The sequence below is a fragment of the Pseudomonas sp. 22085 genome, assembly GCF_052045815.1.
Classification (GTDB): domain Bacteria; phylum Pseudomonadota; class Gammaproteobacteria; order Pseudomonadales; family Pseudomonadaceae; genus Aquipseudomonas; species Aquipseudomonas glycinae.
The window spans coordinates 186,014-209,195 of sequence record NZ_JBQEQA010000009.1; the positions used below are offsets into that span (position 1 = coordinate 186,014).

23 protein-coding genes are annotated in these 23,182 nt (G+C 59.8%); 8 read left to right on the forward strand and 15 right to left on the reverse strand.

What is annotated here, in order from left to right; translation table 11 throughout:
* Window positions 1-18 precede the first annotated feature (18 nt).
* The 4 genes from ACTJK7_RS13595 to ACTJK7_RS13610 are packed head-to-tail and all read left to right on the forward strand — an operon-like array spanning window position 19 to window position 2,869.
* A complete protein-coding gene (locus ACTJK7_RS13595) occupies window positions 19-735 on the forward strand; it encodes a helix-turn-helix transcriptional regulator (protein WP_085654063.1) in 717 nt (238 codons plus the stop codon).
* A gap of 51 nt (window positions 736-786) precedes the next feature.
* The gene (locus tag ACTJK7_RS13600; RefSeq protein ID WP_007957516.1) at window positions 787-1,128 is read left to right on the forward strand and encodes a nuclear transport factor 2 family protein; all 342 of its coding nucleotides are present in this window, start codon (window positions 787-789) and stop codon (window positions 1,126-1,128) included.
* Between the two features lie 22 nt (window positions 1,129-1,150).
* A complete protein-coding gene (zapE, locus tag ACTJK7_RS13605; RefSeq protein ID WP_085654064.1) occupies window positions 1,151-2,269 on the forward strand; it encodes a cell division protein ZapE in 1,119 nt (372 codons plus the stop codon).
* Window positions 2,270-2,287: 18 nt separating this feature from the next.
* Window positions 2,288-2,869, forward strand: coding sequence for a DinB family protein (locus ACTJK7_RS13610; protein WP_108561798.1), 582 nt, complete (start codon window positions 2,288-2,290; stop codon window positions 2,867-2,869).
* 121 nt (window positions 2,870-2,990) lie between these two features.
* Here the strand turns inward: ACTJK7_RS13610 and ACTJK7_RS13615 are convergent, their stop codons facing one another.
* The 4 genes from ACTJK7_RS13615 to ACTJK7_RS13630 all read right to left on the reverse strand — a co-directional run bounded on the left by ACTJK7_RS13615 (window position 2,991) and on the right by ACTJK7_RS13630 (window position 7,902).
* Complete coding sequence (locus tag ACTJK7_RS13615) at window positions 2,991-3,197, reverse strand: hypothetical protein (RefSeq protein WP_440779779.1); 207 nt, start codon at window positions 3,195-3,197, stop codon at window positions 2,991-2,993.
* Window positions 3,198-3,370: 173 nt separating this feature from the next.
* Entirely contained in the window at window positions 3,371-5,617 is a 2,247-nt protein-coding gene (locus ACTJK7_RS13620) for a TonB-dependent siderophore receptor (protein ID WP_440779750.1), read from the reverse strand.
* 145 nt (window positions 5,618-5,762) lie between these two features.
* The gene (locus ACTJK7_RS13625) at window positions 5,763-7,508 is read right to left on the reverse strand and encodes a phosphoethanolamine transferase CptA (protein WP_323151064.1); all 1,746 of its coding nucleotides are present in this window, start codon (window positions 7,506-7,508) and stop codon (window positions 5,763-5,765) included.
* A gap of 211 nt (window positions 7,509-7,719) precedes the next feature.
* The gene (locus tag ACTJK7_RS13630) at window positions 7,720-7,902 is read right to left on the reverse strand and encodes a DUF6026 family protein (protein ID WP_007957508.1); all 183 of its coding nucleotides are present in this window, start codon (window positions 7,900-7,902) and stop codon (window positions 7,720-7,722) included.
* 274 nt (window positions 7,903-8,176) lie between these two features.
* On the opposite strand from ACTJK7_RS13630, the gene gnd reads away from it, so the two are divergent.
* Genes gnd through ACTJK7_RS13645 form a run of 3 tightly spaced genes read left to right on the forward strand, consistent with a single transcriptional unit; the run spans window position 8,177 to window position 11,483 of the window.
* Window positions 8,177-9,157: a phosphogluconate dehydrogenase (NAD(+)-dependent, decarboxylating) gene (gene gnd, locus ACTJK7_RS13635; protein ID WP_085654068.1), complete on the forward strand. Its 981-nt coding sequence runs from the start codon at window positions 8,177-8,179 to the stop codon at window positions 9,155-9,157.
* Complete coding sequence (zwf, locus tag ACTJK7_RS13640) at window positions 9,154-10,677, forward strand: glucose-6-phosphate dehydrogenase (protein WP_108561806.1); 1,524 nt, start codon at window positions 9,154-9,156, stop codon at window positions 10,675-10,677. Before gnd ends, zwf begins: the two co-directional genes overlap by 4 nt.
* On the forward strand, window positions 10,674-11,483 hold the full coding sequence (locus ACTJK7_RS13645) for an HAD family hydrolase (protein ID WP_440779748.1): 810 nt from the start codon (window positions 10,674-10,676) through the stop codon (window positions 11,481-11,483). Before zwf ends, ACTJK7_RS13645 begins: the two co-directional genes overlap by 4 nt.
* Before the next feature lie 45 nt (window positions 11,484-11,528).
* On the opposite strand, the gene nhaB is transcribed toward ACTJK7_RS13645, so the two are convergent.
* From nhaB to ACTJK7_RS13660, 3 genes are all read right to left on the reverse strand, one after another.
* Window positions 11,529-13,031, reverse strand: a complete 1,503-nt coding sequence (gene nhaB, locus ACTJK7_RS13650; RefSeq protein ID WP_197868183.1) for a sodium/proton antiporter NhaB — start codon at window positions 13,029-13,031, stop codon at window positions 11,529-11,531.
* Between the two features lie 74 nt (window positions 13,032-13,105).
* Window positions 13,106-14,395, reverse strand: a complete 1,290-nt coding sequence (locus tag ACTJK7_RS13655) for a hypothetical protein (protein WP_197868182.1) — start codon at window positions 14,393-14,395, stop codon at window positions 13,106-13,108.
* A gap of 285 nt (window positions 14,396-14,680) precedes the next feature.
* The gene (locus tag ACTJK7_RS13660) at window positions 14,681-14,947 is read right to left on the reverse strand and encodes a hypothetical protein (RefSeq protein ID WP_064381767.1); all 267 of its coding nucleotides are present in this window, start codon (window positions 14,945-14,947) and stop codon (window positions 14,681-14,683) included.
* A gap of 346 nt (window positions 14,948-15,293) precedes the next feature.
* Here ACTJK7_RS13660 and ACTJK7_RS13665 point away from each other — a divergent pair, with 346 nt between their 5' ends.
* Window positions 15,294-16,619 carry a sigma-54 dependent transcriptional regulator gene (locus ACTJK7_RS13665; protein WP_064381766.1) on the forward strand — a complete coding sequence of 442 codons (1,326 nt, stop codon included), beginning with the start codon at window positions 15,294-15,296 and terminating at the stop codon, window positions 16,617-16,619.
* Between the two features lie 82 nt (window positions 16,620-16,701).
* On the opposite strand, the gene ACTJK7_RS13670 is transcribed toward ACTJK7_RS13665, so the two are convergent.
* From ACTJK7_RS13670 to pnuC, 8 genes are all read right to left on the reverse strand, one after another.
* The gene (locus ACTJK7_RS13670; RefSeq protein ID WP_039768189.1) at window positions 16,702-18,006 is read right to left on the reverse strand and encodes a transporter; all 1,305 of its coding nucleotides are present in this window, start codon (window positions 18,004-18,006) and stop codon (window positions 16,702-16,704) included.
* 45 nt (window positions 18,007-18,051) lie between these two features.
* Entirely contained in the window at window positions 18,052-18,798 is a 747-nt protein-coding gene (locus tag ACTJK7_RS13675) for a hypothetical protein (RefSeq protein ID WP_108561815.1), read from the reverse strand.
* A 43-nt stretch (window positions 18,799-18,841) separates the two neighbouring features.
* Entirely contained in the window at window positions 18,842-19,522 is a 681-nt protein-coding gene (locus tag ACTJK7_RS13680; protein WP_108561817.1) for a C39 family peptidase, read from the reverse strand.
* A gap of 63 nt (window positions 19,523-19,585) precedes the next feature.
* Window positions 19,586-20,575 (reverse strand): heme utilization protein, encoded by a 990-nt coding sequence (locus ACTJK7_RS13685; protein WP_108561819.1) that lies wholly within the window; start codon window positions 20,573-20,575, stop codon window positions 19,586-19,588.
* A 71-nt stretch (window positions 20,576-20,646) separates the two neighbouring features.
* Window positions 20,647-21,216 (reverse strand): adhesin, encoded by a 570-nt coding sequence (locus ACTJK7_RS13690; protein ID WP_102686234.1) that lies wholly within the window; start codon window positions 21,214-21,216, stop codon window positions 20,647-20,649.
* Window positions 21,217-21,666, reverse strand: a complete 450-nt coding sequence (locus tag ACTJK7_RS13695; protein WP_064381761.1) for a hypothetical protein — start codon at window positions 21,664-21,666, stop codon at window positions 21,217-21,219.
* A gap of 356 nt (window positions 21,667-22,022) precedes the next feature.
* Complete coding sequence (locus ACTJK7_RS13700; protein WP_064381760.1) at window positions 22,023-22,547, reverse strand: AAA family ATPase; 525 nt, start codon at window positions 22,545-22,547, stop codon at window positions 22,023-22,025.
* On the reverse strand, window positions 22,544-23,107 hold the full coding sequence (gene pnuC, locus ACTJK7_RS13705; protein ID WP_064381759.1) for a nicotinamide riboside transporter PnuC: 564 nt from the start codon (window positions 23,105-23,107) through the stop codon (window positions 22,544-22,546). Before pnuC ends, ACTJK7_RS13700 begins: the two co-directional genes overlap by 4 nt.
* Window positions 23,108-23,182 lie beyond the last annotated feature (75 nt).

The window sequence follows — 23,182 nt, forward strand, 5'->3', positions numbered from 1 at the left end:
TGTCCGGAGCCTCTCACCGTGTCGCGAACCACTCGCCTGTTGACCCTGCTGCAAGTGCTGCGTGGCAAGAAACGCCCGGTGACCGCCGCGACGCTGGCGTCCGAGCTGGAAATCTCCGAACGCACGCTCTATCGCGACATCGCCGAACTGACCGCACTCGGTGCACCGATCCACGGCGAGGCGGGCATCGGTTATGTGTTGCGCAGCGGCCTGTTTCTACCCCCGCTGATGCTCAACGCCGACGAGACCGAAGCCATCGTGCTGGGCCTGCGTTATGTCGATCAGCGTGGGGATGAGGTGCTGAGCAAAGCCGCCGCTGACGCGCTGGCGAAAATCGCTGCCGTGCTGGACCCGCAGGCCCAGGAGGCGCTGCGCAATCCGACGGTCATGCCCGGGCCGCCGGGCTACGGCTTTCCGCAGAACGCGGTGCCGTTGAACGTTTTCCGCCATGCGATCCGCGATCAGGCCAAGCTGCACATCGATTACGCCGATGCGCAGCAGGTGCAGAGCCAGCGCTTGATCTGGCCGCTGGCGCTGGGCTTTCTCAACGAGGTGCGGATCATCGTCGCGTGGTGCGAGTTGCGCGGCGCCTATCGCACCTTTCGCACCGACCGGATTGCCGCCGCCAGCCTGCAGGGCGAGCGCTATCCGGGGCGTCGCAGCGACCTGTTGCGCATCTGGCAACGGCAGATGCAACTGGACGAAAACGGCCGTTTCACTCCTGACAGGAATTGACGCAGGGCTGTTCTAGGATGGCGACAGAACCCGAAAAAAGGAGCTGTAACCATGTTCCACCCCACCTCGATACTCGCCCCGGCCATCGTTGAGTACATCAACGCCGCCAATGCTCGCGATACGTCCCGGGTCGGCAGTTTTTTTGCCGAGGATGCCCATGTGTTCGATGAAGGCCATCATCAGGTCGGCCCGCAGGCCATTGCCAATTGGATGCAGGACACCGCCCAGCGCTATCAGCCACGGGTCGAAGTACTCGGCGTCCAGCAGCGCACCGGTAAAGTGCTGGTGCAGGGGCTGATCTCCGGAACGTTCCCCGGCAGCCCGCTGGAGCTGCGCTACACGTTCCGCCTCAACGAACAGGGCAAAATCGCTCGGCTGGATATTTCCCTGTAGCCATCGTGGCATACTGCCGCGCATGACTTTCGACTCCCCTTTGAGCGCCTGGCAATACGCCGTCGACCACAAGGGCTTCATCCAGGATGAAGCCCAGGAACACGCGGTCTGGGCCTTGCAAAAATGCCATGAAGCCCTGCATGCCGGTGCCCGTTCGGTCACCGGCGTTTACCTGTGGGGCCCGGTCGGGCGCGGCAAGACCTGGCTGATGGATCAATTCCATCAAAGCCTGCGGGTGCCGGCGCGGCGGCAGCACTTTCATCACTTCATGGGCTGGGTGCATCAACGCTCCTTTCAGTTGACCGGAATCGCCGATCCGTTGCGGGCGCTGGCCCGTGAGCTGGCGGCCGAGGTGCGGGTGCTGTGTTTCGACGAGTTGTTCGTCAATGACATCGGTGACGCGATCATTCTCGGGCGCTTGTTTCAGGTGATGTTCGACGAAGGCGTGGTGGTGGTCTGTACCTCCAACCTGCCGCCGGATCAGCTGTATGCCGACGGCTTCAACCGCGACCGCTTCCTGCCGGCGATCACCGCGATCAAACAGCACATGCAAGTGGTTGCGGTGAATGGCGCCGAAGATCACCGATTGCACCCCGGCGCCATCGAGCAGCGTTACTGGGTCGCATCACCGGGGCAGGGCAGCGCACTAAGCCAGGTGTTCGACGCGTTGGCCGCCGGGCAAACCGTCAGTGCCGAACCGGTGCCGGTGGGTTACCGCGCCCTGAACGTAGTGCAGGCCAGCGATTCGGTGCTGTGGTGCCGTTACGCCGACCTGTGCGAGCAACCGTTCGCCGCCATGGATTTCATCGCGCTGTGCGACACCTACCGGGCTATCCTGTTGAGCGAGGTGCCGAACCTCAGCGCGAAAAAACGCGAAGGGCGGATCGCCCGTGGCACCGAGGATGGCGCGGAGCGGGTGATGGCCGGTGATCGCGAATTGCCGCAACTGTCGGTGCATGACGACGGCGTGCGCCGGTTCATCGCGCTGGTCGACGAGTGCTACGACCGCAAGGTGCCGCTGTACATCGAGGCCGAAGTGCCGATGGACGCGCTGTACACCGAGGGCTACCTGGAATTCCCGTTCCGCCGGACCCTCAGCCGCTTGCAGGAGATGCAGCTGCAACGCTTCGCCGAGATCTGAAAACACGGAGGGCGCGACATGACTCAGCCACTGTCCCACCATTTGCTGACCATGGCCTATCAGAATGCCTGGGCCAACCATCGACTGGCCAAGGCCTGGAGCCAGCTTGATGACGCGGAGCTGGCGGCGCCACGGGTCAGTTTCTTCCCGAGCATCCGCCTGACCCTCAATCACATCCTGACCTGCGACTGGTTCTACGTCGATGCGCTGGAACGTGAGTTGCGCGGTGACGAACCGCATCCCGATTGCTACGTGTTCTTCAACGCTGACGAACCCTTCACCGATGCGCAGGCCTTGCGGCATGAGCAGGCGCATGTCGACCGCCGACTGATCGCCTACTGCGAGCAACTGCGCGATGCCGATCTTGGGCGCATCGTTACCATCGCCCGCGACACGCCGCAGCACGACAGTCGTCTGCGGATGATTTCGCATTTGTTCGAGCACCAGATCCACCACCGTGGCCAAGTCCACGCGATGCTCAGCGGCACTTCGGTGAAACCGCCGCAACTGGACGAGTTTTTCTGTGCCGGCGAGTCCGGTTTGCGAGCAGAAGATTTTGCCGAGCTGGGCTGGACCGAAGAACTCATCTGGGGCCACTGATGTCTCGGATTCTGCCGATCCAAGATCTGCAGGCATAAAAAAAGGCGCCCGGAAAGGGCGCCCAACTGTCATCTGCGAGGCCAGAGCCGAGCCATCGCAGGTCCATCGGTAAAGCGTTCGCTCAAGGGCGATAGGACTCGGTGACCTGGGCGGTCTGGTCGTCCGGAACCTTGAGTTCGTCAGACTTCGTATCAGCCTGCTGGCTTTGTGCAGAGTGGATCGGAAAATTGGCCCAGTAATGTCTCATGCGCTCGGCGCCGCCTTCAGCGAATGCGCTGGCGGATGCGAGGGTGAGTAGACCGGCAAGGATTGCAGTCGTGGTTTTAATGGTGCCTCCTACGAAAAATGTCGGAGCCGTTCGTCCATGAATCTAAGCCTCGGGGCGCAGTGTCCACCGAGGGCATTAACCAAGGGTTAACGCTCGTTCAGTGTGAGGAATGACGGGGTATTGGACGAACGCTGCACGCGTGAGTGACGCGTGCAAGTCGCGAGGGAAGGGTGTCAGAGTTTCCAGTCGAGGCTCAGCGTCACGGTGCGCGGATCGCCCCAGAACACACCGTTGTAGAAACCGACGTTGTCGTAATACTTCTTGTCGAACAGGTTGTCGACGTTGAGAGACGCCGACAGGTGCTTGTCGAACTCATAACGCGACATCAGCTTCACCACCGTGTAGGCGTCCTGACTGATCCGCGCACGCTCGGTGATGATCCGGCCATTGGCGCCGCGTCCGACCGGGCGATTGGAGTTGCCGTAGACGTCGCTCTGCCAATTCACCGCGCCGCCCACCGTCAGAGCGTTCCAGTTACCCGGCAGGCGATAGGCCGTGGACAGGCGGAACAGGTTCAGCGGCTGATTGGTGTTGCTGCGTTGTTTCTCGCCGTTGACCGAGTGGGTGTAGGTGTAGCCGGCGGTCATGTTCCAGCCGTCGAGGATCTCACCCGAAACCTCGGCTTCGAAACCGTTGACCTTGTTGCCCTTGCCACCGGACTTGTAGAACTCTTCCTGGGTTACTGGATCAGGCAGAACCGAGTCATCGACTTCGGCGACGTTGTCCTGCTTGCTCCAGAAAATGGCGGTGGCCAGATTCAGGCGCTCGTCCAGCAGGCTGCCCTTGAGCCCGACTTCATAGTTGCTGCCGACGATCGGTTCGATGAACTTGCGGTTGGCGTCGCGGTAGGTCTGCGGTTTGAAGATGTCGGTATAGCTGGCGTAAACGGTGTACTCCGGCGTCAGGTCGTACAGCAGGCCGGCGTAGGGCGTCCACATGTCGTTGTGCTGCTGGCGGCTGGCATCGACGCTTTCCAGTTGCAGGTTGTCGTCGAAGGTATTAGCGGTTTTCGACGCTTTCCAGCTGCCGTAGCGGGTGCCGAGTACGGCGTGCAACTCGTTCGTCAGACTGAGGCGGGTCGCCAGATAACCTGCTTTTTGCTGCGTACTGTCTTTGGCGCTGGTGAGCCCGGTCACGGTGTCCGGGAATTTGGCGATGTCGCCCATGTATTTCCAGTCGCGGATGGTGCTGTAGTCGCGTGCAACAGCTCCGTCTACGGTATAGGGCGAGCTGGAGCTGCGTTCGGCTTCGCCATAGCCGATCATCATCTGATGTTCGCGACCCAGCAGTGAATAAGGGCCGGACAGGTTGAAGTCGTACGCCTTCATGCGCTGCGGGCCAATCATGTGCGAGGTGTAGGCGGTCATGCCGCTGCGATCAGGCTCGGGAAAACCGGCACCGGCGTAGTAAACCTTGCCGTCGGTGTCGCTCTTGCGGTGGGTGTAGGCGGCTTTCAGGTGCCAGTCGCCGGCCAGGGTCTGATCGAGGGTGGCGAACGCGGTCTTGTCGCGCAGCGGCCAGGAACTCCAGGACGTCGCCATGTTGGTCGAGCGTCCGAGTCCGGCCTTGCTGCCATCGGCGTTCCAGTACGGCAAGGTTCCCCATGAGGAGCCTTGCACCTGTTTGTCCTGATAGTCGTAACCGACGGCCAGTACGGTGGAATCGGTCAGGTCCGCTTCGAGAATGCCGTAGCCGACTTCCCGCTGGAGGGCGTACTTGTCGCGAAACGATCCCTGGTCGCGATAGGCCAGCACACTGCGCCCGCGCAACCGTCCGTCGAAGGCCAGCGGGCCGCCGACATCGACGTAACTGTAGTAATCGTCATAGCTGCCGCCGCTGGCGCCGGCCTGAGCCTGCCACTGCGCGGTTGGACGCTTGCGCACCATGTTGATGGTCGCCGACGGGTCGCCTGCGCCGGTGGTCAGGCCGGTGGCGCCGCGCACGACTTCGATGCGGTCGTAGATGATGGTGTCCGAATCGGACTTCATGTACTGGAAGGTGTTGAGCATCCCGTCGATCTGGAAATTGTTGATCGAGTAGCCGCGGGATGAGTAGCTGACCCGATCCGAATCGTTGTGCTGCACCACAATGCCGGTGGTCTGGCTCATGGCCTCGGACAATGTACCGAGCTTGAAATCATCCATCTGCTGACGGGTGACCACGGACACCGATTGCGGGGTTTCCTTGATCGACAGGTTCAACCGCGTCGCCGTGCTCATGGCGCCAGTGGTGTAGGCGTGGGTGTTTTCAGTGGTGCTGCCAAGACCCTGGGCGGTAACGCTGGTGGACGCCAGCTCGAGTGCCGGGGCAGCGGCGGGCGACTGTTTTTCCGTGTCGGTTTCAGCCAGCAGATCCGGGCTCAATGCAACGCTGCACAGGCCAAGGGTCAGGGTCATGGAACGGGTGATGGGCGCGAACATCGCAGCCGACTCCTTGTCTTTGAGGGAAAAATTCCGTTTGTTCAAAGACGAAGGTGAAGGGGGCGATTTAGTACCAAACGAGAAATATTATTATTTGAAGGTGTTTCAGTCAGACGGAAAAAAGGGCCGTTTCCGGCCCTTCTCGTTACTGCTGCAGCACCACTTCTGTGGCGGCGGGTTTTTTCGGCTTCATCAGGCTGAAGTCGATCAGGGCCCGCTGTTCGCGTTCATAAGGGTTGCCGATCAGCAGCGGACGCGGCTTGAAGCTGTCGCTGACCAGACTCTTGCTGCGATCCAGCTCATCGAAACTCAAACCGGCCAGATCCGCCCAGGTGTGGATCAGGTGTGAGCTGCTGTAGGGCCGGCTCAAATCCCCGGTGAAGTTCCAGTTGTGGGTTTCACGCCACTTTGGCGAGGCCCAGGCCATGAACGGAATGGTGTACATCGGCGCCGTCGGCTTGTTTTCGTTGCGACCCAGAGTGCCGTGGCCCACCGAGTCGAACACGTCTTCGCCGTGGTCGGAGAGGTACAGCAAAAAGCCGTTCGGATCGGATTTGGCGTAGTCCTTGATCAGGCTCGATACCACGAAATCGTTGTACAGCACCGCGTTGTCGTAGCTGTTGTAAGTCGGCACCTGATCGTCACGCACACCGGCCGGAACGCCGTTGCGATCCTGGAACTTGTCGAAGCTCGGCGGATAACGGTACTGGTAGCTCATGTGCGTACCGAGCAAGTGCACGACGATCAATTTGCGCGGCGCCGCGTCGGCCAGGGCCTTGTTGAACGGCTCGATCACGTCACCGTCGTACTGTGCGGCGTTCTGGTTGCGGTTGTTGTTCAGGTACACCTGCTCGTCGGCCTGTTCGGAGAAGGTCGTGAGCATGGTGTTGCGCTTGGTCATGGTCTGCTGGTTGGTGATCCAGAAGGTCTTGTAGCCAGCCTGCTTCATCATGCTGACCAGCGAAGGCGTGGACAGGTACAGATCCGGATTTTCTTCGTCGGCGAAGGTCAGTACCTGTTGCAGCGCTTCGATGGTGTACGGGCGCGGGGTGATGACGTTGTCGAAGACCGACAGTTGATCCTTGAGCTTGTCCAGTTCCGGCGTGGTTTTACGCGGGTAACCGTAGAGGCTCATGCGCTGGCGGTTGGTGGACTCGCCGATCACCAGCACCAGGGTCGCCGGCTGGTTGGCGCCCGAGTCCTTGAGATTTTTCAATGGCGGGATCTTGCTCGCGCTGTGCAGCATGCCCTGCATGTCGGCCAGGGTTTCCTGATAGCGGTGATACGCCACGGCCATCTGCCACGGCACGGCCGGCTCGATGCGGGTTTCGAATTTTTCGAAGCCCTGGGCAAAGCTGCCGGTGCGCATCGTCTGCTTGACCAGCGGGTAACCGATCACGGCCACCAGAATCGCCATGGCAGCGACGAATGCCTGACCACGGGGCAGGTACACCGGACGCAAGCGGGTCCACAGGAAATACGCGAACGCGGTGTGCGCGAGGAACGCCGGAACCATCCACCAGGCAAAGTACTGGGTCATGTACTCGCCGGCTTCGGACACGTTCGACTCGAACATGATGAAGATCACGCTCTGGGAGAATTCCTGCTGGTAAATGAAGAAGTAACCCAGGCTGGCCATCGAGCAGGCCCACAGCACCAAGCCGATCACGGCGGCGAGCAGGCGGGTGCGTTTGGGGAACAGCAGCATCGGCGCGAGCCACACGGCGCTCATCACGAAAGCCTGGCGGAACCCGGTGAACCCTGAGGTGCCTGTCAGCTGGATCAGCAGTTGGGTGATACCGGAGAAGTACCAGAAGAACACGAACAGCCAGATGAAACCGGCCCAGTCGAAACCTGTCGCAGTCGTTTTGCTGCGTTTGAACACCGCCATTCAGCACTCCAGCTCAGTCGTCACATCCACCGCCGGGCGCTTCATGCAACCGGCGCATGAACCCGACGAACGGAGGCCGTGCACACACGCACGGCCAGAATGCGCCGGAGTATCAACAAGCGGATGTGAAAACTTTGTTAGTTGCCGAAAAGGGCCAGAGGTGCAGCATGTCGGGAACGGCGATGGCCGCTCCCAAAGCGGGCGGGGGAGATCAGGCGTGGGGCGAGCGCTGTACGCGCGGCAGAGGCTGTGGCTCGGCGCCCTGGGTCAGCAGGCGCAATTGCGCGAGTTCCTGCTTGAGCTGATCGCGTTCATCTTTCAACTGCCGCAATTCATCGCGACGGATGGTGACGTAGAGGGTTTGTGGCGGCATTGCTGTGTGTACTGTGCCCATTGCTCACCTCGCAAATGGCGTGTCTCAACTGCAGATCAGCCCCCGGTTTGGAGCCTTGATCTGCTATCGGCGCCGATTTTGATTTCTTTTGCTCGTGAATGGAACTTTTTTATTTTTCATGGTCGTTGTGTCTTCGGCACGTTTCCCGACGTTATCAGTCTGGATCGGGCACAATGCCCGGAAACTTCACACCGACGCTCTGGACTAAGCTCCAGGAGTTACGTTGGGCTATAACCTTTGACACACTTTTATTTGTAGTAAGGAGCATCAGCACATGCAACTCGGGATTATTGGACTGGGCCGCATGGGCGGCAATATTGCGCGACGTCTGATGCTCAACGGTCACACCACCGTTGTTTACGACCGCAATACCGCCTTTGTCGACACCCTGGCCGCCGAGGGCTCTACCGGCGTCGCCGATCTGCCTGCACTGGTCGCAGGCCTGGCCAAGCCGCGTGCGGTGTGGGTCATGCTGCCGGCCGGCGCACCGACTGAAGACACCATCGAAACCCTGAGCCATCTGCTCGAGGCGGGCGACACCATCATCGATGGCGGCAACACCAACTACAAGGACGACATCCGTCGGGCCAAGACCCTGGCCGAGAAGGGCCTGCACTACATCGATGTCGGCACCTCCGGCGGCGTCTGGGGCCTGGAGCGCGGTTACTGCATGATGATCGGCGGCGATGCCGAGACCGTTAAGCGTCTGGACCCGCTGTTCGCCTCGCTGGCGCCGGGCATGGGCGACATCCCGCGCACCAGGGACCGCAAGTCCGATGACCACCGCGCCGAGCACGGCTACATCCACGCCGGTCCCGCCGGTGCCGGTCACTTCGTCAAGATGATCCACAACGGGATCGAGTACGGCATGATGGCGGCCTTCGCCGAAGGCTTCGACATCCTCAAGACCAAGTCCAGCGAGTTTTTGCCGCAGGACCAGCGTTTCGACCTGAACGTGGCCGACATCGCCGAAGTCTGGCGTCGTGGCAGCGTGGTGTCGTCCTGGCTGCTCGACCTGACCGCCGATGCCCTGGCGGTCGACCCGAAACTCGACGGTTTCTCCGGCTCCGTGGCTGACAGCGGCGAAGGTCAATGGACCATCGAAGCGGCCATGGAACAGAAGGTGCCGGTACCGGTGCTGTCCAACTCGCTGTTCTCGCGCTACCGCTCTCGCGGCCAGGGCACTTTCGGCGACAAGATTCTTTCGGCCCAGCGCTTCGGCTTCGGCGGCCACGTGGAGACACCGAAGAAATGACCCATACGATCCGCAGGAAATCCAAGGCAGAACCCGCGCCACCGACCACGCTGTTTCTGTTCGGCGCCCACGGTGATCTGGTCAAGCGCCTGCTGATGCCGGCGCTGTACAACCTGAGTCGCGACGGCCTGCTGGATGATGGCCTGCGGATCGTTGGCGTTGACCACAACGCCATCACCGATGAAGCCTTCGCGCAAAAGCTTGAAGACTTCATCCGCACCGAGGTGGCAGCCAAGGTCGGCAAGGGCGATCAGATGCTTGATCCGTCCTTGTGGGCCAAACTCGCCAAAGGCATCAGCTACGTCCAGGGCGATTTCCTGGACGACAGCACTTATTCGGCTCTGGCGGCGAAAATCGCCGACAGCGGCACTGGCAATGCGGTGTTCTACCTGGCCACCGCGCCACGTTTCTTCAGCGAAGTGGTGCGCCGTCTCGGCAGCGCCGGATTGCTCGAAGAAACCCCGGAAGCCTTTAGAAGGGTGGTGATCGAAAAACCGTTCGGCTCCGACCTGCAAACCGCCGAGGCGTTGAACGCCTGCCTGCTCAAGGTCATGTCGGAAAAGCAGATCTACCGGATCGATCACTATCTGGGCAAGGAAACCGTACAGAACATTCTCGTCAGCCGGTTCTCCAACAGCCTGTTCGAAGCGTTCTGGAACAACCACTACATCGACCACGTGCAGATCACCGCCGCCGAAACCGTCGGCGTCGAAACCCGTGGCAGTTTTTACGAACACACCGGCGCCCTGCGGGACATGGTGCCCAATCACCTGTTCCAGCTGCTGGCCATGGTGGCGATGGAGCCGCCGGCCGCGTTCGGCGCCGATGCGGTGCGGGGCGAGAAGGCCAAGGTGGTCGGCGCGATTCGCCCCTGGACCACCGAGGAAGCGCGAGAAAACTCGGTACGCGGCCAATACAGCGCCGGTGAAATCGCTGGCAAACCGGTGGCCGGTTATCGCGATGAAAACAATGTCTCGCCCGACAGCACCACTGAAACCTACGTGGCGCTGAAAGTGATGATCGACAACTGGCGCTGGGTCGGCGTGCCGTTCTACCTGCGCACCGGCAAGCGCATGAGCGTGCGCGACACCGAGATCGTCATCTGCTTCAAACCGGCGCCGTATGCGCAATTCCGCGATACCGAGGTCGACGAATTGCAGCCGACCTATCTGCGTATCCAGATCCAGCCCAACGAAGGCATGTGGTTCGACCTGCTGGCCAAACGGCCGGGGCCGGCGCTGAACATGGCCAATATCGAGCTGGGCTTCGCCTACAAGGACTTCTTCGAAATGCAGCCGTCCACCGGCTACGAAACCCTGATCTATGACTGCCTGACTGGTGACCAGACGCTGTTCCAGCGTGCTGACAACATCGAGAACGGCTGGCGCGCGGTGCAGCCGTTCCTCGACGCCTGGCAACAGGACGCGAGCGTGCAGAGTTATGCCGCTGGCGAAGACGGGCCGAAAGCCGCCGATGATCTGCTGACTCGCGATGGTCGCGTCTGGCATGGTCTCGGATGAGTGAGCCGATCCGTTTTCTGTTGAGCGACATGGACGGCACGCTGTTGTTGCCCGATCACAGCCTGAGTCAGCGCACTATCGACGCGGTTCGTTCGCTGCGCGAAGCGGGCGTGTTGTTCAGTCTCGCCACGGGGCGGCCACCCAAAGCGATGCTGCAACAAATCGAAGCCCTGGGCGTCAATCTGCCGACCGCTGCGTTCAATGGCGGCACGATCGTCAATCCGGACGGCAGCATTCTGGTCGCGCATTACCTGCCGGCCACGGCAGCGTTGACCGCACTGGCACTGTTCGCCGATCAGCCGGATGTCGAAATCTGGGTGTTCAGCGGTGGCGACTGGCTGCTCAAGGATCCGCACGGGCCGATGGTGCCGCGCGAGCAGCATGGGCTCGGTTATCCGCCGGTGGTGGTGGAGAGTTTCGAGCCTTATCTGGAGCGTATCGACAAGATCGTCGCTACCAGCAACAACACTGAGCTGCTGATCGAACTGGAGGCGCGGTTGCTGCCGAAGGTCGAGGGCATGGCGCAGGTGTCGCGTTCGCAGCCGGTGTATCTGGACGTGACGGCGGTCGAGGCCAACAAGGGCTCGGCGCTGGTGACGCTGGCTGAACATCTGGGCGTGTCACTGGCGCAAACGGCGGCGATTGGCGATGGCGGCAATGATCCGGCGATGTTCCATGTTGCCGGTCTGTCGATTGCCATGGGCCAGGCAGAAGACGCGGTGAAGCGTCAGGCCGACGTGGTGACCGGGCCGAACACCGAGGACGGTGTGGCGCAGGCCATCGAAAAGTACATCTTGCCGCGCTGATCGAGGCATAAAAAAACGGGAGCCCCAAGGCTCCCGTTATTGTTTCTACAGCCAGTAGCTCACGGCATACCAGCCGAGCAGCCCCATCACCACGGTGTAAGGCAACGCCATCCATACCATTCGCCCGTACGACAACCTTACCAGCGGTGCAATCGCCGACGTCAGCAGGAACAGAAACGCGGCCTGACCATTGGGCGTCGCCACGCTCGGCAGGTTGGTGCCGGTGTTGATCGCAATCGCCAGTGTCTCGAAGTGTTCTCGGCTCATGTGGCCGGACAGGAACGCCTGTTTGACCTCGGTGATGTAAATCGTCGCCACGAACACATTGTCACTGATTGCCGACAACAGACCGTTGGCGATGAATAGCATTCCCGGTTGTTGCTCGGCCGGCAGTGCCAGGACCCACTGGATCAGCGGCGCGAACAGTTGCTGGTCGTGAATCACCGCGACCACGGCGAAAAACACCACCAGCAATGCGGTAAACGGCATGGCGTCCTTGAATGCACTGCCCAGTCGGTGTTCGTCGGTGATCCCGGTGAAGGCGGTGATCAGCACGATCACCATAAGGCCGATCAGGCCGACTTCCGCGATATGGAATGCCAGACCTGCAATCAGGATCAACGCAGCGCAGCCTTGCACCAGCAGGGCGGCGCGTTGACGCGGGGTGCGTTCGGCATTGTCTTCGGCGGCGTAGTTGGCCAGCACGGCACGTACGTTATCCGGCAGCAGCGTGCCGTAGCCGAACCAGCGCAGTTTCTCCAGCAACACGCACGTCACCAGTCCCGCGAGCAGAACCGGCAGGGAAACCGGTGCGACCTTCAGGAAAAACTCGGCGAAGTGCCAACCCATCTCGTGGCCGATCAACAGGTTTTGCGGTTCGCCAACCAGTGTGCAGACGCCGCCCAGTGCAGTACCGACGGCGCCGTGCATCAACAGACTGCGCAGGAAGGCGCGAAACTGTTCCAGATCCTCGTGATGCAGCGGGGGCAGATGCCGGTCATCGCTGAATTCGCTGTCCTGGCGCGGATCGTTACCGGAGGCCACCCGGTGGTAAACCGAATAGAAGCCGACGGCGGCGCTGATGATCACAGCGGTCACGGTCAGCGCATCGAGAAATGCCGAAAGAAATGCCGACAGAAAGCAGAACATCAGGGCCAGCAGCGCCTTCGAACGCACGCCCAGCAACAGGCGCGAGAACAGGAACAGCAACAGGTCTTTCATGAAATAGATGCCGGCGACCATGAACATCAACAGCAGAATCACCGGGAAATTGTGCTGCAACTCTTCGTACAGTGCCTGGGGCGTGGTCATTTTCAGCAGCAGCGCTTCGATCAGCAGCAAGCCGCCGGGCATCAGCGGGTAGCACTTGAGCGCCATGGCGAGGGTGAAAATGAACTCGATCACCAGCAACCAGCCAGCGGCGACCGGGCCGACGCTCCACAGCACCAGTGCGTTGAGGATCAGGAACCCGACGATGCACGCCTTGTACCAGCGGGGCGAATGCCCGAGAAAATTGTGCGCGAACGCCTGGGCCATCGAACCGGACATCAGCTGCTCCTTGTCTTAAGAAGCGCGCAAGTTGCCGTAAGCCATGGGGAAGATCAAGTGTGGGAAGATTCGCATCAGTGATTCAGATAGCGCGCCACTACTGCGCGGTAGTTGCCATCGAGCGAATAGCCGCCCACCAGAATCGCGCCATCGGGCTGTATCGCCACTGATGTGGCGGTATCGAGGCTGCGGCCCAGTCGCGTGCGCAACCAGCCATTGCCGGAACCGAAACTTCGATCCAGACGGCCGTCGACCAGATAGCGGGCGATGATGAAGTCGGCCTCAACTCCGCCGATCGTCGCGCCAACCGCTACGATGCGACCGTCCGGCATTACCTGCGCCGCGCTCCACTGGCAGCCGCTGGGTCCGATATCCAGCAGATGCGGCTGACCGTCATTGCAGTGCAGGTCGGGGCGACCGTTGCCGTGGACAGACAGGGCCATGCATCGGATCGGATCGCGACTGCTGCCAAAACAATGCAAATGCTCCGCTGATTCGATGACTTGATTGACCAGAGCACTGCGTCCCTGGACTTTGAAGGCCATGAAGCCGTCCACCGCAAAACGTTCGTCGAGCTGCCCGTCCGGCAGATAGCGTGCAAGCAGGCCTTCCTGCGGAAAGTCGATGGAGCCGCCCACCACGATTCTTCCGTCTTCTTGCAGCAGCACGCTGCCCAGCCAGGTATTGAGCAGCAAGTGGCGAACCATGACGAAGCCGCGACCATTGAAGGATGGATCCAGGCTGCCGTCGGGTTTGAGGCGGATCAGCATGCCGACGTGATCGGCCAGCTCGAAGTGATGATTGGCGATCAGCAGGATGTGGCCGTCCGGTTGCACTGCGAAGTCGCAGGCTTCTGCGCCCGGAACGCCCGGCGGCAGCCAGGCGTCACGGGTGCCCATCGAGAGGTCACCGGGCAGGCGGACGATTTGCCGACCATTGTCGCCGAAGTCCGGGTCAGGTCGGCCCTGGGCATCGAACATCGCCAGGGCGGGCAGGGTGCGATGTTCTGATTCGTAGTGCAGGCCCGCCAGCAGAATCCGCCCGTCGGGCAAGACTTGAACCTTGCCGCCGGTGGCTTCGAAACCGGCAGCGAACCGGCCTATCACGCTGCCTTGAAAGCCGAACCCCAGATCCGCCGAGCCGTCCTCAAGCAGACGGGCCAGACCGAAACAACTGCCTTGAGCAGTGCCCACCTTGGCGGCGACCAGGATCCTGCCCTGCGCGTCGAGCGCCACGCTCTGGATCAGGCTGGACGTACTGCTGGCGAAATAAACCTGAGCCAGGCCGTTGCTGGAAAAGGTCTTGTCGAGTTGTCCGGCGTTATTCGCTAGCGTCGGGAGTGCGATAGCGGTCTGGGTTGACATGCATGCTTCTCCTTGCGAGTCGACCGACTTCCGGGAGGCGGAACGGGTAACTGCATGAGGGAGACATTCAATCCCTGAATACACGCAAGTACAACTGACAGAATTAACAGGTGGAGGGTCGCACTGTGCCAGAACAGTGTCTTTTTGAACCAGTCGCAAGCCTGCCAAGTATTCAGGCGCGAAAGTATTGAGGAAAGTTGTACAGAAAGACTGAAGTTGGAAATGGATTCGCAACTAGCAGAAGAGGGCGGATGACTTGAACGTCATCCGCATTACCCACAAATATCAGTGTGGCATCGACCAGGATTGCAACGCATAGCCTTCTTCGCTTAGTTCGGCGCGGGCCTGTTGCAGCAGGTGTTCAAGTTGCGCCGGATCGGAGTAGGCGCTGCTTGGGATCTGGGTGCGACCGATGTGGGAATTGGTGCGGTCGATCACGGTGAGGCAGAGTTCGCCATTCCCGTCTTGCGGGGCCCAGGCGACGCATTGGAAAGGTTTGAATGCGCGGTTGGCGATCAAAAGAGCTTCGTTGATACGGAGCGGGGCGTTCATTGGGGTCTTCTCTCTATAGTGCCCAATCAAGTGATGTGCCGTCGGTTGGGCTGACCGTTCGGCGAGTTACTTGTACTGATGCACGCAACCCGCTGACAGGTCACACGGAATCTGAAGAAATTTCGACTTTCTTTCATACACTCAATATTCAGACAGTTTTTTGAAAGCCTGGCGAAAGAATCAAGTCGATAGCTAACTAATAAAGCCGCTTCTTATAACCGCTTCACTTGTATACCTATAAGCAATCGATACAAGACGCCGTCAAATTCTTGCTAATGTAACAGTCAGGTTTGCCAAATGACTGTTTTTACGATCATTTCCTAAAATTTGGCGCCAAGGAACAGTCATGAACGAAGCGCCTGCATTACGACGTTTACTGGTCGTCGACCCGTGCGACGACTGTCACCGATTATTGCCGGGTTTACGTGCTGCAGGTTGGGACGTCGACAGTTGCAGCCTGGAAAATGCCGCCGACCGAACGTGCGATGTAGGCCTGTTGCGTTTACAGCCTTTTCATCTGGAACGTCCCGAAGCCGTCAAAGAGCTGATCAGCCGCAGTGGTACCGAATGGATAGCCGTGTTGAATCAGGAAGTGCTGCGTTTGCAGAACGTCGGTGATTTCGTTTGCGAGTGGTTTTTCGATTTCCACACCTTGCCGTTTGACGTGTCGCGGGTGCAGGTCACCCTCGGCCGCGCGTTCGGAATGGCGCGCCTGCGCGGTCAGGGTACGATACACGTCGATCAGCAGGAACATGAGCTGCTGGGTGACAGCAAACCGATCCGCGAGCTGCGCAAGCTGCTGAGCAAACTGGCCCCCACCGAGTCGCCGGTGTTGATTCGCGGCGAAAGCGGTACCGGCAAGGAACTGGTCGCCCGCACCCTGCACCGGCAGTCGCAACGCCACAGCAAACCGTTTGTGGCGATCAACTGCGGGGCGATTCCCGAGCATTTGATCCAGTCCGAACTGTTCGGTCACGAGAAAGGCGCGTTCACCGGAGCCCATCAGCGCAAGGTCGGGCGTATCGAAGCGGCCAATGGCGGCACCTTGTTTCTCGATGAAATCGGCGATCTGCCGCTGGAACTGCAAGCCAATCTGTTGCGCTTTCTTCAGGAAAAACACATTGAACGGGTCGGCGGCAGCCAGCCGATTCCGGTCGATGTGCGGGTGTTGGCGGCGACTCACGTCGATCTCGAAGCCGCCATCGAGAAGAAGCGGTTTCGTGAGGATTTGTACTACCGGCTCAATGTGCTGCAAGTGGTGACCGCGCCGTTACGTGAGCGCCACGGCGATCTGTCGATGCTGGCCAACCATTTTTCCCATTTCTACAGCCACGAAACCGGCCGTCGTCCGCGCAGTTTCAGTGAAGACGCGCTGATCGCCATGGGCAAACACGACTGGCCGGGCAATGTCCGTGAACTGGCCAACCGTGTGCGCCGGGGCTTGGTGTTGGCTGAAGGGCGGCAGATCGAAGCCCGTGACCTGGGGCTGATCAGCCAGCAGTCGATCGCGGCACCGATGGGTACTCTTGAAGACTACAAGACCCGTGCTGAACGCCAGGCGTTGTGTGATGTGTTGAACCGTCACAGCGACAATCTCAGCGTTGCCGCCAAAGTGCTCGGGGTTTCCCGGCCGACTTTCTACCGTTTGCTGCACAAGCACCAGATCCGCTAGGGCGCGGCGCTTCCTGGCTCCAGGAAGCTGAAAAGGCCCGCTGCGATGCAAGTCGCAGCGGGCCTTTTCATGCTGTTGCGGTTTAGAAGTAGTACGGGAATTTCAGGCTGAAGGAGAAGTCCGGGGCATCGTCCGTCATGCCGATGGACAGGTTGGGCACGATGGTCAGGTTGTCGGTGGCCGCGATGGTCATGCCGACGTTGAAGTAACCGGCGTTGGCGTCGCTGGACACCACCGATTCCCAATCCCCGCCATCCTGTTTCAGCTTGCTCTTGCGTTGCACCAGGTCAGACACGGAGAACGACATACTCATCTTCTCGTTCAGTGCGAAGGCAACACCGGCACCAATCTGGAAGCTGTCGCCGATGCGAACCTTGCCCGGGTTTTTCTGGTTGACCGTGGAGCTGATGTCGTCGAACGACTCCTCGAAGTTGTGGGTGTAGGACAGACTGCCGAACAGCACGGCCGGGTCAAACGTCTTGACCAGCGAGATGCCCGGGGTGATCGACCAGACGCCGTTGCCGGTAGGCAAGGTGTCAGGCACGAACAGGTTCGAGTTGGCATCGGTCTGGCGCAGCTTGATCCCGAACGGGTCCTTGCCCGTAGGCGCCTTGACCCGTAAGGAAACCACGGCGTCCGGGGTGTTGACCGACTCGTCCAGGAACTTGTACGCAATGCCGAAGTTGACGTCGCCGAGAGTCGGATCGCGGCTGACGTCCTGTTCGGTGGTGACGTTGGATGCACCGCCGTTGCCGCCACCGGACTGATAGGTCGATTCGCGGTAGACCACCGGCACGTTCAGGTCGAACTGCCAGCGGTTGTCGAAGTTGTAGCGGCCCGTCAGGTCCAGGGTCCAGGTGTCGGCCTTGATCCGGTCGAGGTTGATGTTGCCGAGGAAAATCGAGTCCAGGGCGAGGAAGCCGTTGAGAATCAGCTGGCGGGTGTCGTAGCGCGAATAGGTCACGCCGGTTTCAAAGCTGAACTTGCCGCCGCCGAAGAAACCGCTGGCTTCGTCGTACAGGTTGGACACACTCTGTGCCGGTTGCGAATCGTCGGCCAGTGACTGGCCATAGGATGCGCCGCTACCCCCAGCGGCGCCCCCCGAAGCCGCTGCAGCCCCGGTGCCGGTGGCGACCCGGTTGCCTTTCATGTCCGAAGGCGATTTGGCCAGGCGTTTTGGGGGTGGAGAAGCGGGTTGTTCTTCGACCTGCCGGACCCGCTGTTCGAGCACCGCCAGGGCTTTCTGTTGTACTTCGTATCGTTGCTTAAGCTCCAGAAGTTCCTGTTTCAGGGCTTCTACGTCGGCATCGGGTGCTGCTTGCAGCATCGCCGCCGGTAGAAGAGTACTCAAACATACAGCGGCACGCAGTGATACTGATCGATACATGAATAAGCCGTCCCTTTAAGCCCAATGATCGAGACTCAGCGTAGTTCAATATCCGATGTTGCGTAGTGCCCTGAGTTGAGTCAGGTTGCAGTCCAGTGCGCCGGCACTCATGCCGTTATTGTTAAGGACAACGTTGAGTTGCGTCAGGTTGTTGACTACGTTCGCGTTACCCAGCAGACGGGTGTTTTGCAACAGTCCACCCTGGGCGACCTGTTGCAAGGCTGTACCCTGATTGCCGGAGGCCTGAATGGCCATTTGCACACCGCCATTTGTGGCTGAAACCGCGACGCTGCCGGCACCGTTGCTGCCGGAAATGGTCTGGCCTGCCATCAAGGCCTGGCCTTGGGCGGGCGCCAGGGCGGGTGCCTGACTGGCTTCTTTGACGTTGATCGCAACGTTGTTGTAGGCGGAGTTGCCGTCACCAGCGGCGCGCACACTCTGCGTTACGCCCTGGCTGGAGTTGAGTCCCGCGCCACCCACGACCGAGCCAGTCCCCAGTTCCGGGGTATTGCCGTTGCCGTGTTCCTTGATGGTCGAGACGTAGAATTCAGGTTTTACCGAAGCGGCCTGCAATTGCATCGTGGCCGATGCCCCGATCAGGTCGCCACTGGCGTTGCGCCAGGTACTGCTCATGACGACGCCGAAGCTGATGATCCGCCCCGGCATGACATAACGACCGCGCAGCTCTGCGAGCTCCTGGTCCTTGATTTCGATGGGTTTGAATCCTGCATTGGCATAGCCTGATGCGCTCGCTGCCAGGCAGGCGGCGGCCAGCCAGTATGAGGTTTTCATCTGCTGCTCCCGGGACATCCAGCCCCAATCTTGTAATCGGCGATTAAAAGAAGTCGCTCTGTATGAACCCGAAGTCCATCAATTCAGCATCTTTGACCGGGTTGAATCCATCCAGCTTGTTTTTGGCCGTCAGCGGTGTCGGAGGACTGCGTAATGCATTGGTCTTGTCGTATCCGGGGCCGACGATGGCAAAGACAATGCCGTTCCAACCTTTCACAAAGTCATCATGGGAGTAGCGTTTGTGTCCTAAAACCGGGTCTCCGATGTAAACCCAATCCTTGTCCGCCCGCTGCATCACCACGAAATGCTTGTAGCCGCGAATTTCCATCAGTACCACCACCGGGATCGTGACTGCGTCGAGTTTTTCCCGGGGAATCTTGTAGCCCCTGGCGCGCATGCCGATGCTTTCTATGTAGCGCTTCATGTCGAGCATGGAGAAACCTTGAGTACGGACAAGGTCCTGGTCAGCGTTGACCAGCATGCCTTTGATGATGTGCTCTTCATCGACGTCGAGCCAATAAGCCTGGCGCAATACCGTCGCCAGTGCGGCGGCGCCGCAACTGAAGTCGGTTTTCTGTTCGACGATGTCGGCAAACTTGCGCTCACGAATGCTTTGCACGTTCTTGTAGACAAGCGTGCCGCCAGGCAAGGCAGCAACCGGCATCTGGGCAGCCTGGGTCAGGCCACAGAAGCAAAGCAGAGCGAGAAGGGCAGTCTTACGCATGATCGATACGCCTTTGCGGACTGAGGAAAAGCCCCGTTTCCGGGGCTTTCGTTTCGATCGCGATTACATGCAGGATTTGCAACCTGCGGCGATGGACAGCGTATTGCTTTGTTGGTTGCTAACGCCAGCGGCGTTGTTGTAACCAGCGTTACCCGAGAAGTTGTTACCAACATTGGAGATGGAAGCGTTGTTGGTCACAGGGTTTTTCCAGCCATCAGGGGTCATCACTTGTTGAGTGGTCACACCTGCCAGGCCAAAGACGCCCACTGCTTCGAATTTGGCTTTTTGATCTTTGTCGCCACCATGGCCTCTGTCGTTATTGCCATATCCGCCATGACCGTGATCGTCGTCTTCGATTTTTGCAGTGCCCTTCGCGTAGAACGCGCCAGCCCCGGCGAAAGTACCGGTGAGGGTATCTTTTTTGTAGGTTTGAGTGCCATTGTTGGCCACAGTCAGGCCAGTGGAGCTTTGGTTCGCAGCAGCAGCGGCGTTAGCTACACGACCACCCGATACAGCAATTGCCAGGTTGTTTTTCTGTTGGTTGAAGTTGCCGGCACTGTTGTTCACGCCAATGTTGCCGGAACCGCCGTTACCCACGTTGTTGAGGTTGGCGTTGTTGGTGGTGGAGTAGTTGGCAACAGCGTTGTTGTTGTTGACCTGAGTTGCGCTGGAAACAGACACCGCAGAGCCGAAGATGAAGCTTTCGTCGGCAGTGGCCAGAGCGGCGGCGTTGTCTTGCTGGTTGCCATCGCCGGCGGTGTTGTTCATGCCAACGTTGCCGTTGGTGCCATTGGCAGAGTTGTTGACGTTGGCATCATTCTTGGTGCCTTGGTTGCCAACCAGGTTGCCATCGCTGTTTTGAGTGTCGAGCACTGCAGCCCCGGCGCCAGCGCCGATTTGCAGCAGTTGTTCCAGGGTTGGGCCTTTTGGTTCATGGTTGCCATGCCCGTTACCATGACCGTGATTATCATCACGACCGCCTGCCTGTGCTGCGATTGCCATCACTGCTGCGAGTGCGAAAACCAGTGGTTTGAGGGCCATTGTAGGTTTCATGGTGTTTCTCCGTCGTGCTTATTAGTTGGTTAAGTGTTGGTACTTTCTAATTGCACTGCTTCTTGTTTGGGTCAGTCAGCGACCCGGATGCTCAGGGTGTTAGCCATTCGGTTCCCCACCCCGGCACTCTGGTTCACCTGGATTACCCCGCGACTGCCGGTGAAGGCCTGATCACTCGTCGTGACCTGGCGACTGCCGGGGGTACCAGTTGCTCCTGAGCTCGGTAACAACGCCACGTTCTGTTGAGAAAGGGCGCTATCGTCAACGCTCTGCGGGGCAGCACTGATGCTGACGCGCGTCACGTTGGCCATCTGGTTATTGGCCCCGGCGCCCTGGTTCACGCCCAGGATCCCGTTGCCATTGCTAAAAGAGTTGCCGCCAATGTTGGCGCTGGCATTGCCAGTGCGGTCGGCGGGCGTATTGATGTGCTGAATGACACTGGTGGTCGCGCTGGCACTGGTGCCGATGGCGATCGCTTTGGTGTTGGTTTGTTGCATCTGGTCGCCGGCCGCCTGGTTGACGTTGTAGTTGCCGCGGTACTGGATGCCGGTTTCCTGAATGTTCGCGTTGTTCACGGAACTCGGGTCAGCCATAGCGCTGGTGCAGCCGAGGAGGGCGAGCAAGAGCAGAGAGCGATTCATTTATTGGCCTCCAGCCATGCGAGTCAGAGGGGCAAGACCGGAGCTCATGGCACGGTTGACGGTATTGGAGATCGAGCCGCCGGCACCGCCGCCGTGACCGCCTCCCATACCAGGCAAGCCATTCGGATTGGTCACAGTGTTCATGCCGGGGATGTTCGAAGTCGGGGTGGTGATACTTCCGCGAATCGAGGATCCGCTGGCTACACTGGCAAATTCACCGTCGTTGAGTTCGGTGCTGGTCATTGCTTGACCGATGCGGCCCGAAGGATTGGCATTGACGGTGGTGGGATACGGGTCTTTGCCGCCGCTGCGGCCGATCGGGATCGGCTGGACGTCACGATTGAGCACGATCACGCCATTGCCTTCGGCCTGAACGTTGAAACTGAGGAAAGTGCTGGCGGCTGATCCGATCAGCAGAAGGCAGGTGAAGGCTTTATTGATATTCCCCACGACGGCAATTCCTTCTTCAGTGGGCTGAGCCTGTTCAGCGTTGTGAAGGAGAGAGCGAAAGCTGTGCCGCTTTTGAAATGTCTTTAAATTTCAATGCGTTGGGTTTGACGAGCGCAGGCCCGTTACAAAAGCTGTTTCATCGTTGAAACAAGTCACTGCCTTCGCAACCCCCTTATGCCGTTGCAAAGCTCTGGAACAAGGGTTTGCGCGCAGGTGTTTCAATTGCGTAACAAGTCGCATGACAAAGGGATGAAGGGCGCTGAGACGGGCACTTTGCATCCGCAGGAGTGTTTCAGGAACGGACACTTTGACCCCAAAACAGGGGATGCACCGGGTCAACCAACCCGAAAACCGGGTCAGTTCGCGAGCAGGTCGCGAACCGCTTTGAAGGCTTGCTGCTGGCGTTCGGCCCAGTTGCCCTGAATGATCTGCAAGGGCCGATGATGTTTCTGCAGCCAGGTTCGAGTGGCGTGATAGAACGCGAGCCGTTCATCCAGGTCAGGCTGGCAGCGCTGACCATCGTCCGTCCACTCGATCTGTTCGGGAGAGAGCAACAGGTGCAAGTCGTAATGACGGGCCAGTAATTCGCCTTCCAGCCACGGCGGGCAGTCGCCAAACAGGGTCTGGCTCCACAGAATGTTGCTCAACAGATGCGTATCGAGAATCAGCAGGCGCGGCTGCTGCGCGCGTGCCGCATCTTCCCACTGCAACTGGCCGCGAGCGATCTCGGGAATATCGGCCAGGCAGGTATCGCGAGGGTTCTGCTCCATGAACCAGCGCACGTACTCGTCCACTCGCAAACCGCCGAATTGCTGTTGGATTCCGGCCGCCAGCCAGCTCTTGCCGGTGGACTCGGGGCCGGTCAGGACAATCACTTTCATCGTTGCAACGCCGGGTCGGCACGCCATTCGCGCCAGCCTTGCACCGCGATCAGGGTGAACAGGGCATACAGCGCCGCCGTGAGGTACAGCCCTTTATAAAGGAACAGGCCGACGAAGATCACATCCAGCACGAACCACAACGCCCAGCATTGCAGACGCTTGTGAGCCATCCAGAATTGTGCGACCAGGCTGAAACCGGTCAGCGCTGCGTCGAGCCACGGTTGCGCCGCGTCGGTCCAATGGGCCATCGCAGCGCCCAGCAGCAGACTGCCAACAGTGCCGATGGCCAGTCCCTGCACTATCGAGCGCGTGTCGAGCCGGCTGACCTCGCGCCCGTCATGCATCGTCCCGGCTCGGGTCCATTGCCACCAGCCATAGATTTGCAGTCCGGCATAAACCACCTGCAGCAACATGTCTGAATACAGTTTCACCTCGAAGAACACCCAGGTGTAGAGCGACACCATGACCAGCCCGATCGGCCAGCACCACGGATTCTGTTTGACCGTGAGCCACACGGCGATCACGCCGAGGGCGGCGGCAAACAGTTCTAGCCCGGACATGCAGGATCCTTGGGGGAATAAATGAGGGAGCGGATTGTACCGAAAAACAGGTGGGAAACGAGTTCCCACCTGTTG

Bases quoted from the DNA above. Each gene is read 5' to 3' on its own strand.
- ACTJK7_RS13600 (WP_007957516.1), top strand. From the start codon at position 787: ATGTTCCACCCCACCTCGATACTCGCCCCGGCCATCGTTGAGTACATC.
- zapE (WP_085654064.1), top strand. From the start codon at position 1,151: ATGACTTTCGACTCCCCTTTGAGCGCCTGGCAATACGCCGTCGACCAC.
- ACTJK7_RS13610 (WP_108561798.1), top strand. From the start codon at position 2,288: ATGACTCAGCCACTGTCCCACCATTTGCTGACCATGGCCTATCAGAAT.
- ACTJK7_RS13620 (WP_440779750.1), bottom strand. From the start codon at position 5,617: ATGTTCGCGCCCATCACCCGTTCCATGACCCTGACCCTTGGCCTGTGC.
- ACTJK7_RS13625 (WP_323151064.1), bottom strand. From the start codon at position 7,508: ATGGCGGTGTTCAAACGCAGCAAAACGACTGCGACAGGTTTCGACTGG.
- ACTJK7_RS13630 (WP_007957508.1), bottom strand. From the start codon at position 7,902: ATGGGCACAGTACACACAGCAATGCCGCCACAAACCCTCTACGTCACC.
- gnd (WP_085654068.1), top strand. From the start codon at position 8,177: ATGCAACTCGGGATTATTGGACTGGGCCGCATGGGCGGCAATATTGCG.
- zwf (WP_108561806.1), top strand. From the start codon at position 9,154: ATGACCCATACGATCCGCAGGAAATCCAAGGCAGAACCCGCGCCACCG.
- ACTJK7_RS13645 (WP_440779748.1), top strand. From the start codon at position 10,674: ATGAGTGAGCCGATCCGTTTTCTGTTGAGCGACATGGACGGCACGCTG.
- nhaB (WP_197868183.1), bottom strand. From the start codon at position 13,031: ATGTCCGGTTCGATGGCCCAGGCGTTCGCGCACAATTTTCTCGGGCAT.
- ACTJK7_RS13655 (WP_197868182.1), bottom strand. From the start codon at position 14,395: ATGTCAACCCAGACCGCTATCGCACTCCCGACGCTAGCGAATAACGCC.
- ACTJK7_RS13660 (WP_064381767.1), bottom strand. From the start codon at position 14,947: ATGAACGCCCCGCTCCGTATCAACGAAGCTCTTTTGATCGCCAACCGC.
- ACTJK7_RS13665 (WP_064381766.1), top strand. From the start codon at position 15,294: ATGAACGAAGCGCCTGCATTACGACGTTTACTGGTCGTCGACCCGTGC.
- ACTJK7_RS13670 (WP_039768189.1), bottom strand. From the start codon at position 18,006: ATGTATCGATCAGTATCACTGCGTGCCGCTGTATGTTTGAGTACTCTT.
- ACTJK7_RS13675 (WP_108561815.1), bottom strand. From the start codon at position 18,798: ATGAAAACCTCATACTGGCTGGCCGCCGCCTGCCTGGCAGCGAGCGCA.
- ACTJK7_RS13680 (WP_108561817.1), bottom strand. From the start codon at position 19,522: ATGCGTAAGACTGCCCTTCTCGCTCTGCTTTGCTTCTGTGGCCTGACC.
- ACTJK7_RS13685 (WP_108561819.1), bottom strand. From the start codon at position 20,575: ATGAAACCTACAATGGCCCTCAAACCACTGGTTTTCGCACTCGCAGCA.
- ACTJK7_RS13690 (WP_102686234.1), bottom strand. From the start codon at position 21,216: ATGAATCGCTCTCTGCTCTTGCTCGCCCTCCTCGGCTGCACCAGCGCT.
- ACTJK7_RS13700 (WP_064381760.1), bottom strand. From the start codon at position 22,547: ATGAAAGTGATTGTCCTGACCGGCCCCGAGTCCACCGGCAAGAGCTGG.
- pnuC (WP_064381759.1), bottom strand. From the start codon at position 23,107: ATGTCCGGGCTAGAACTGTTTGCCGCCGCCCTCGGCGTGATCGCCGTG.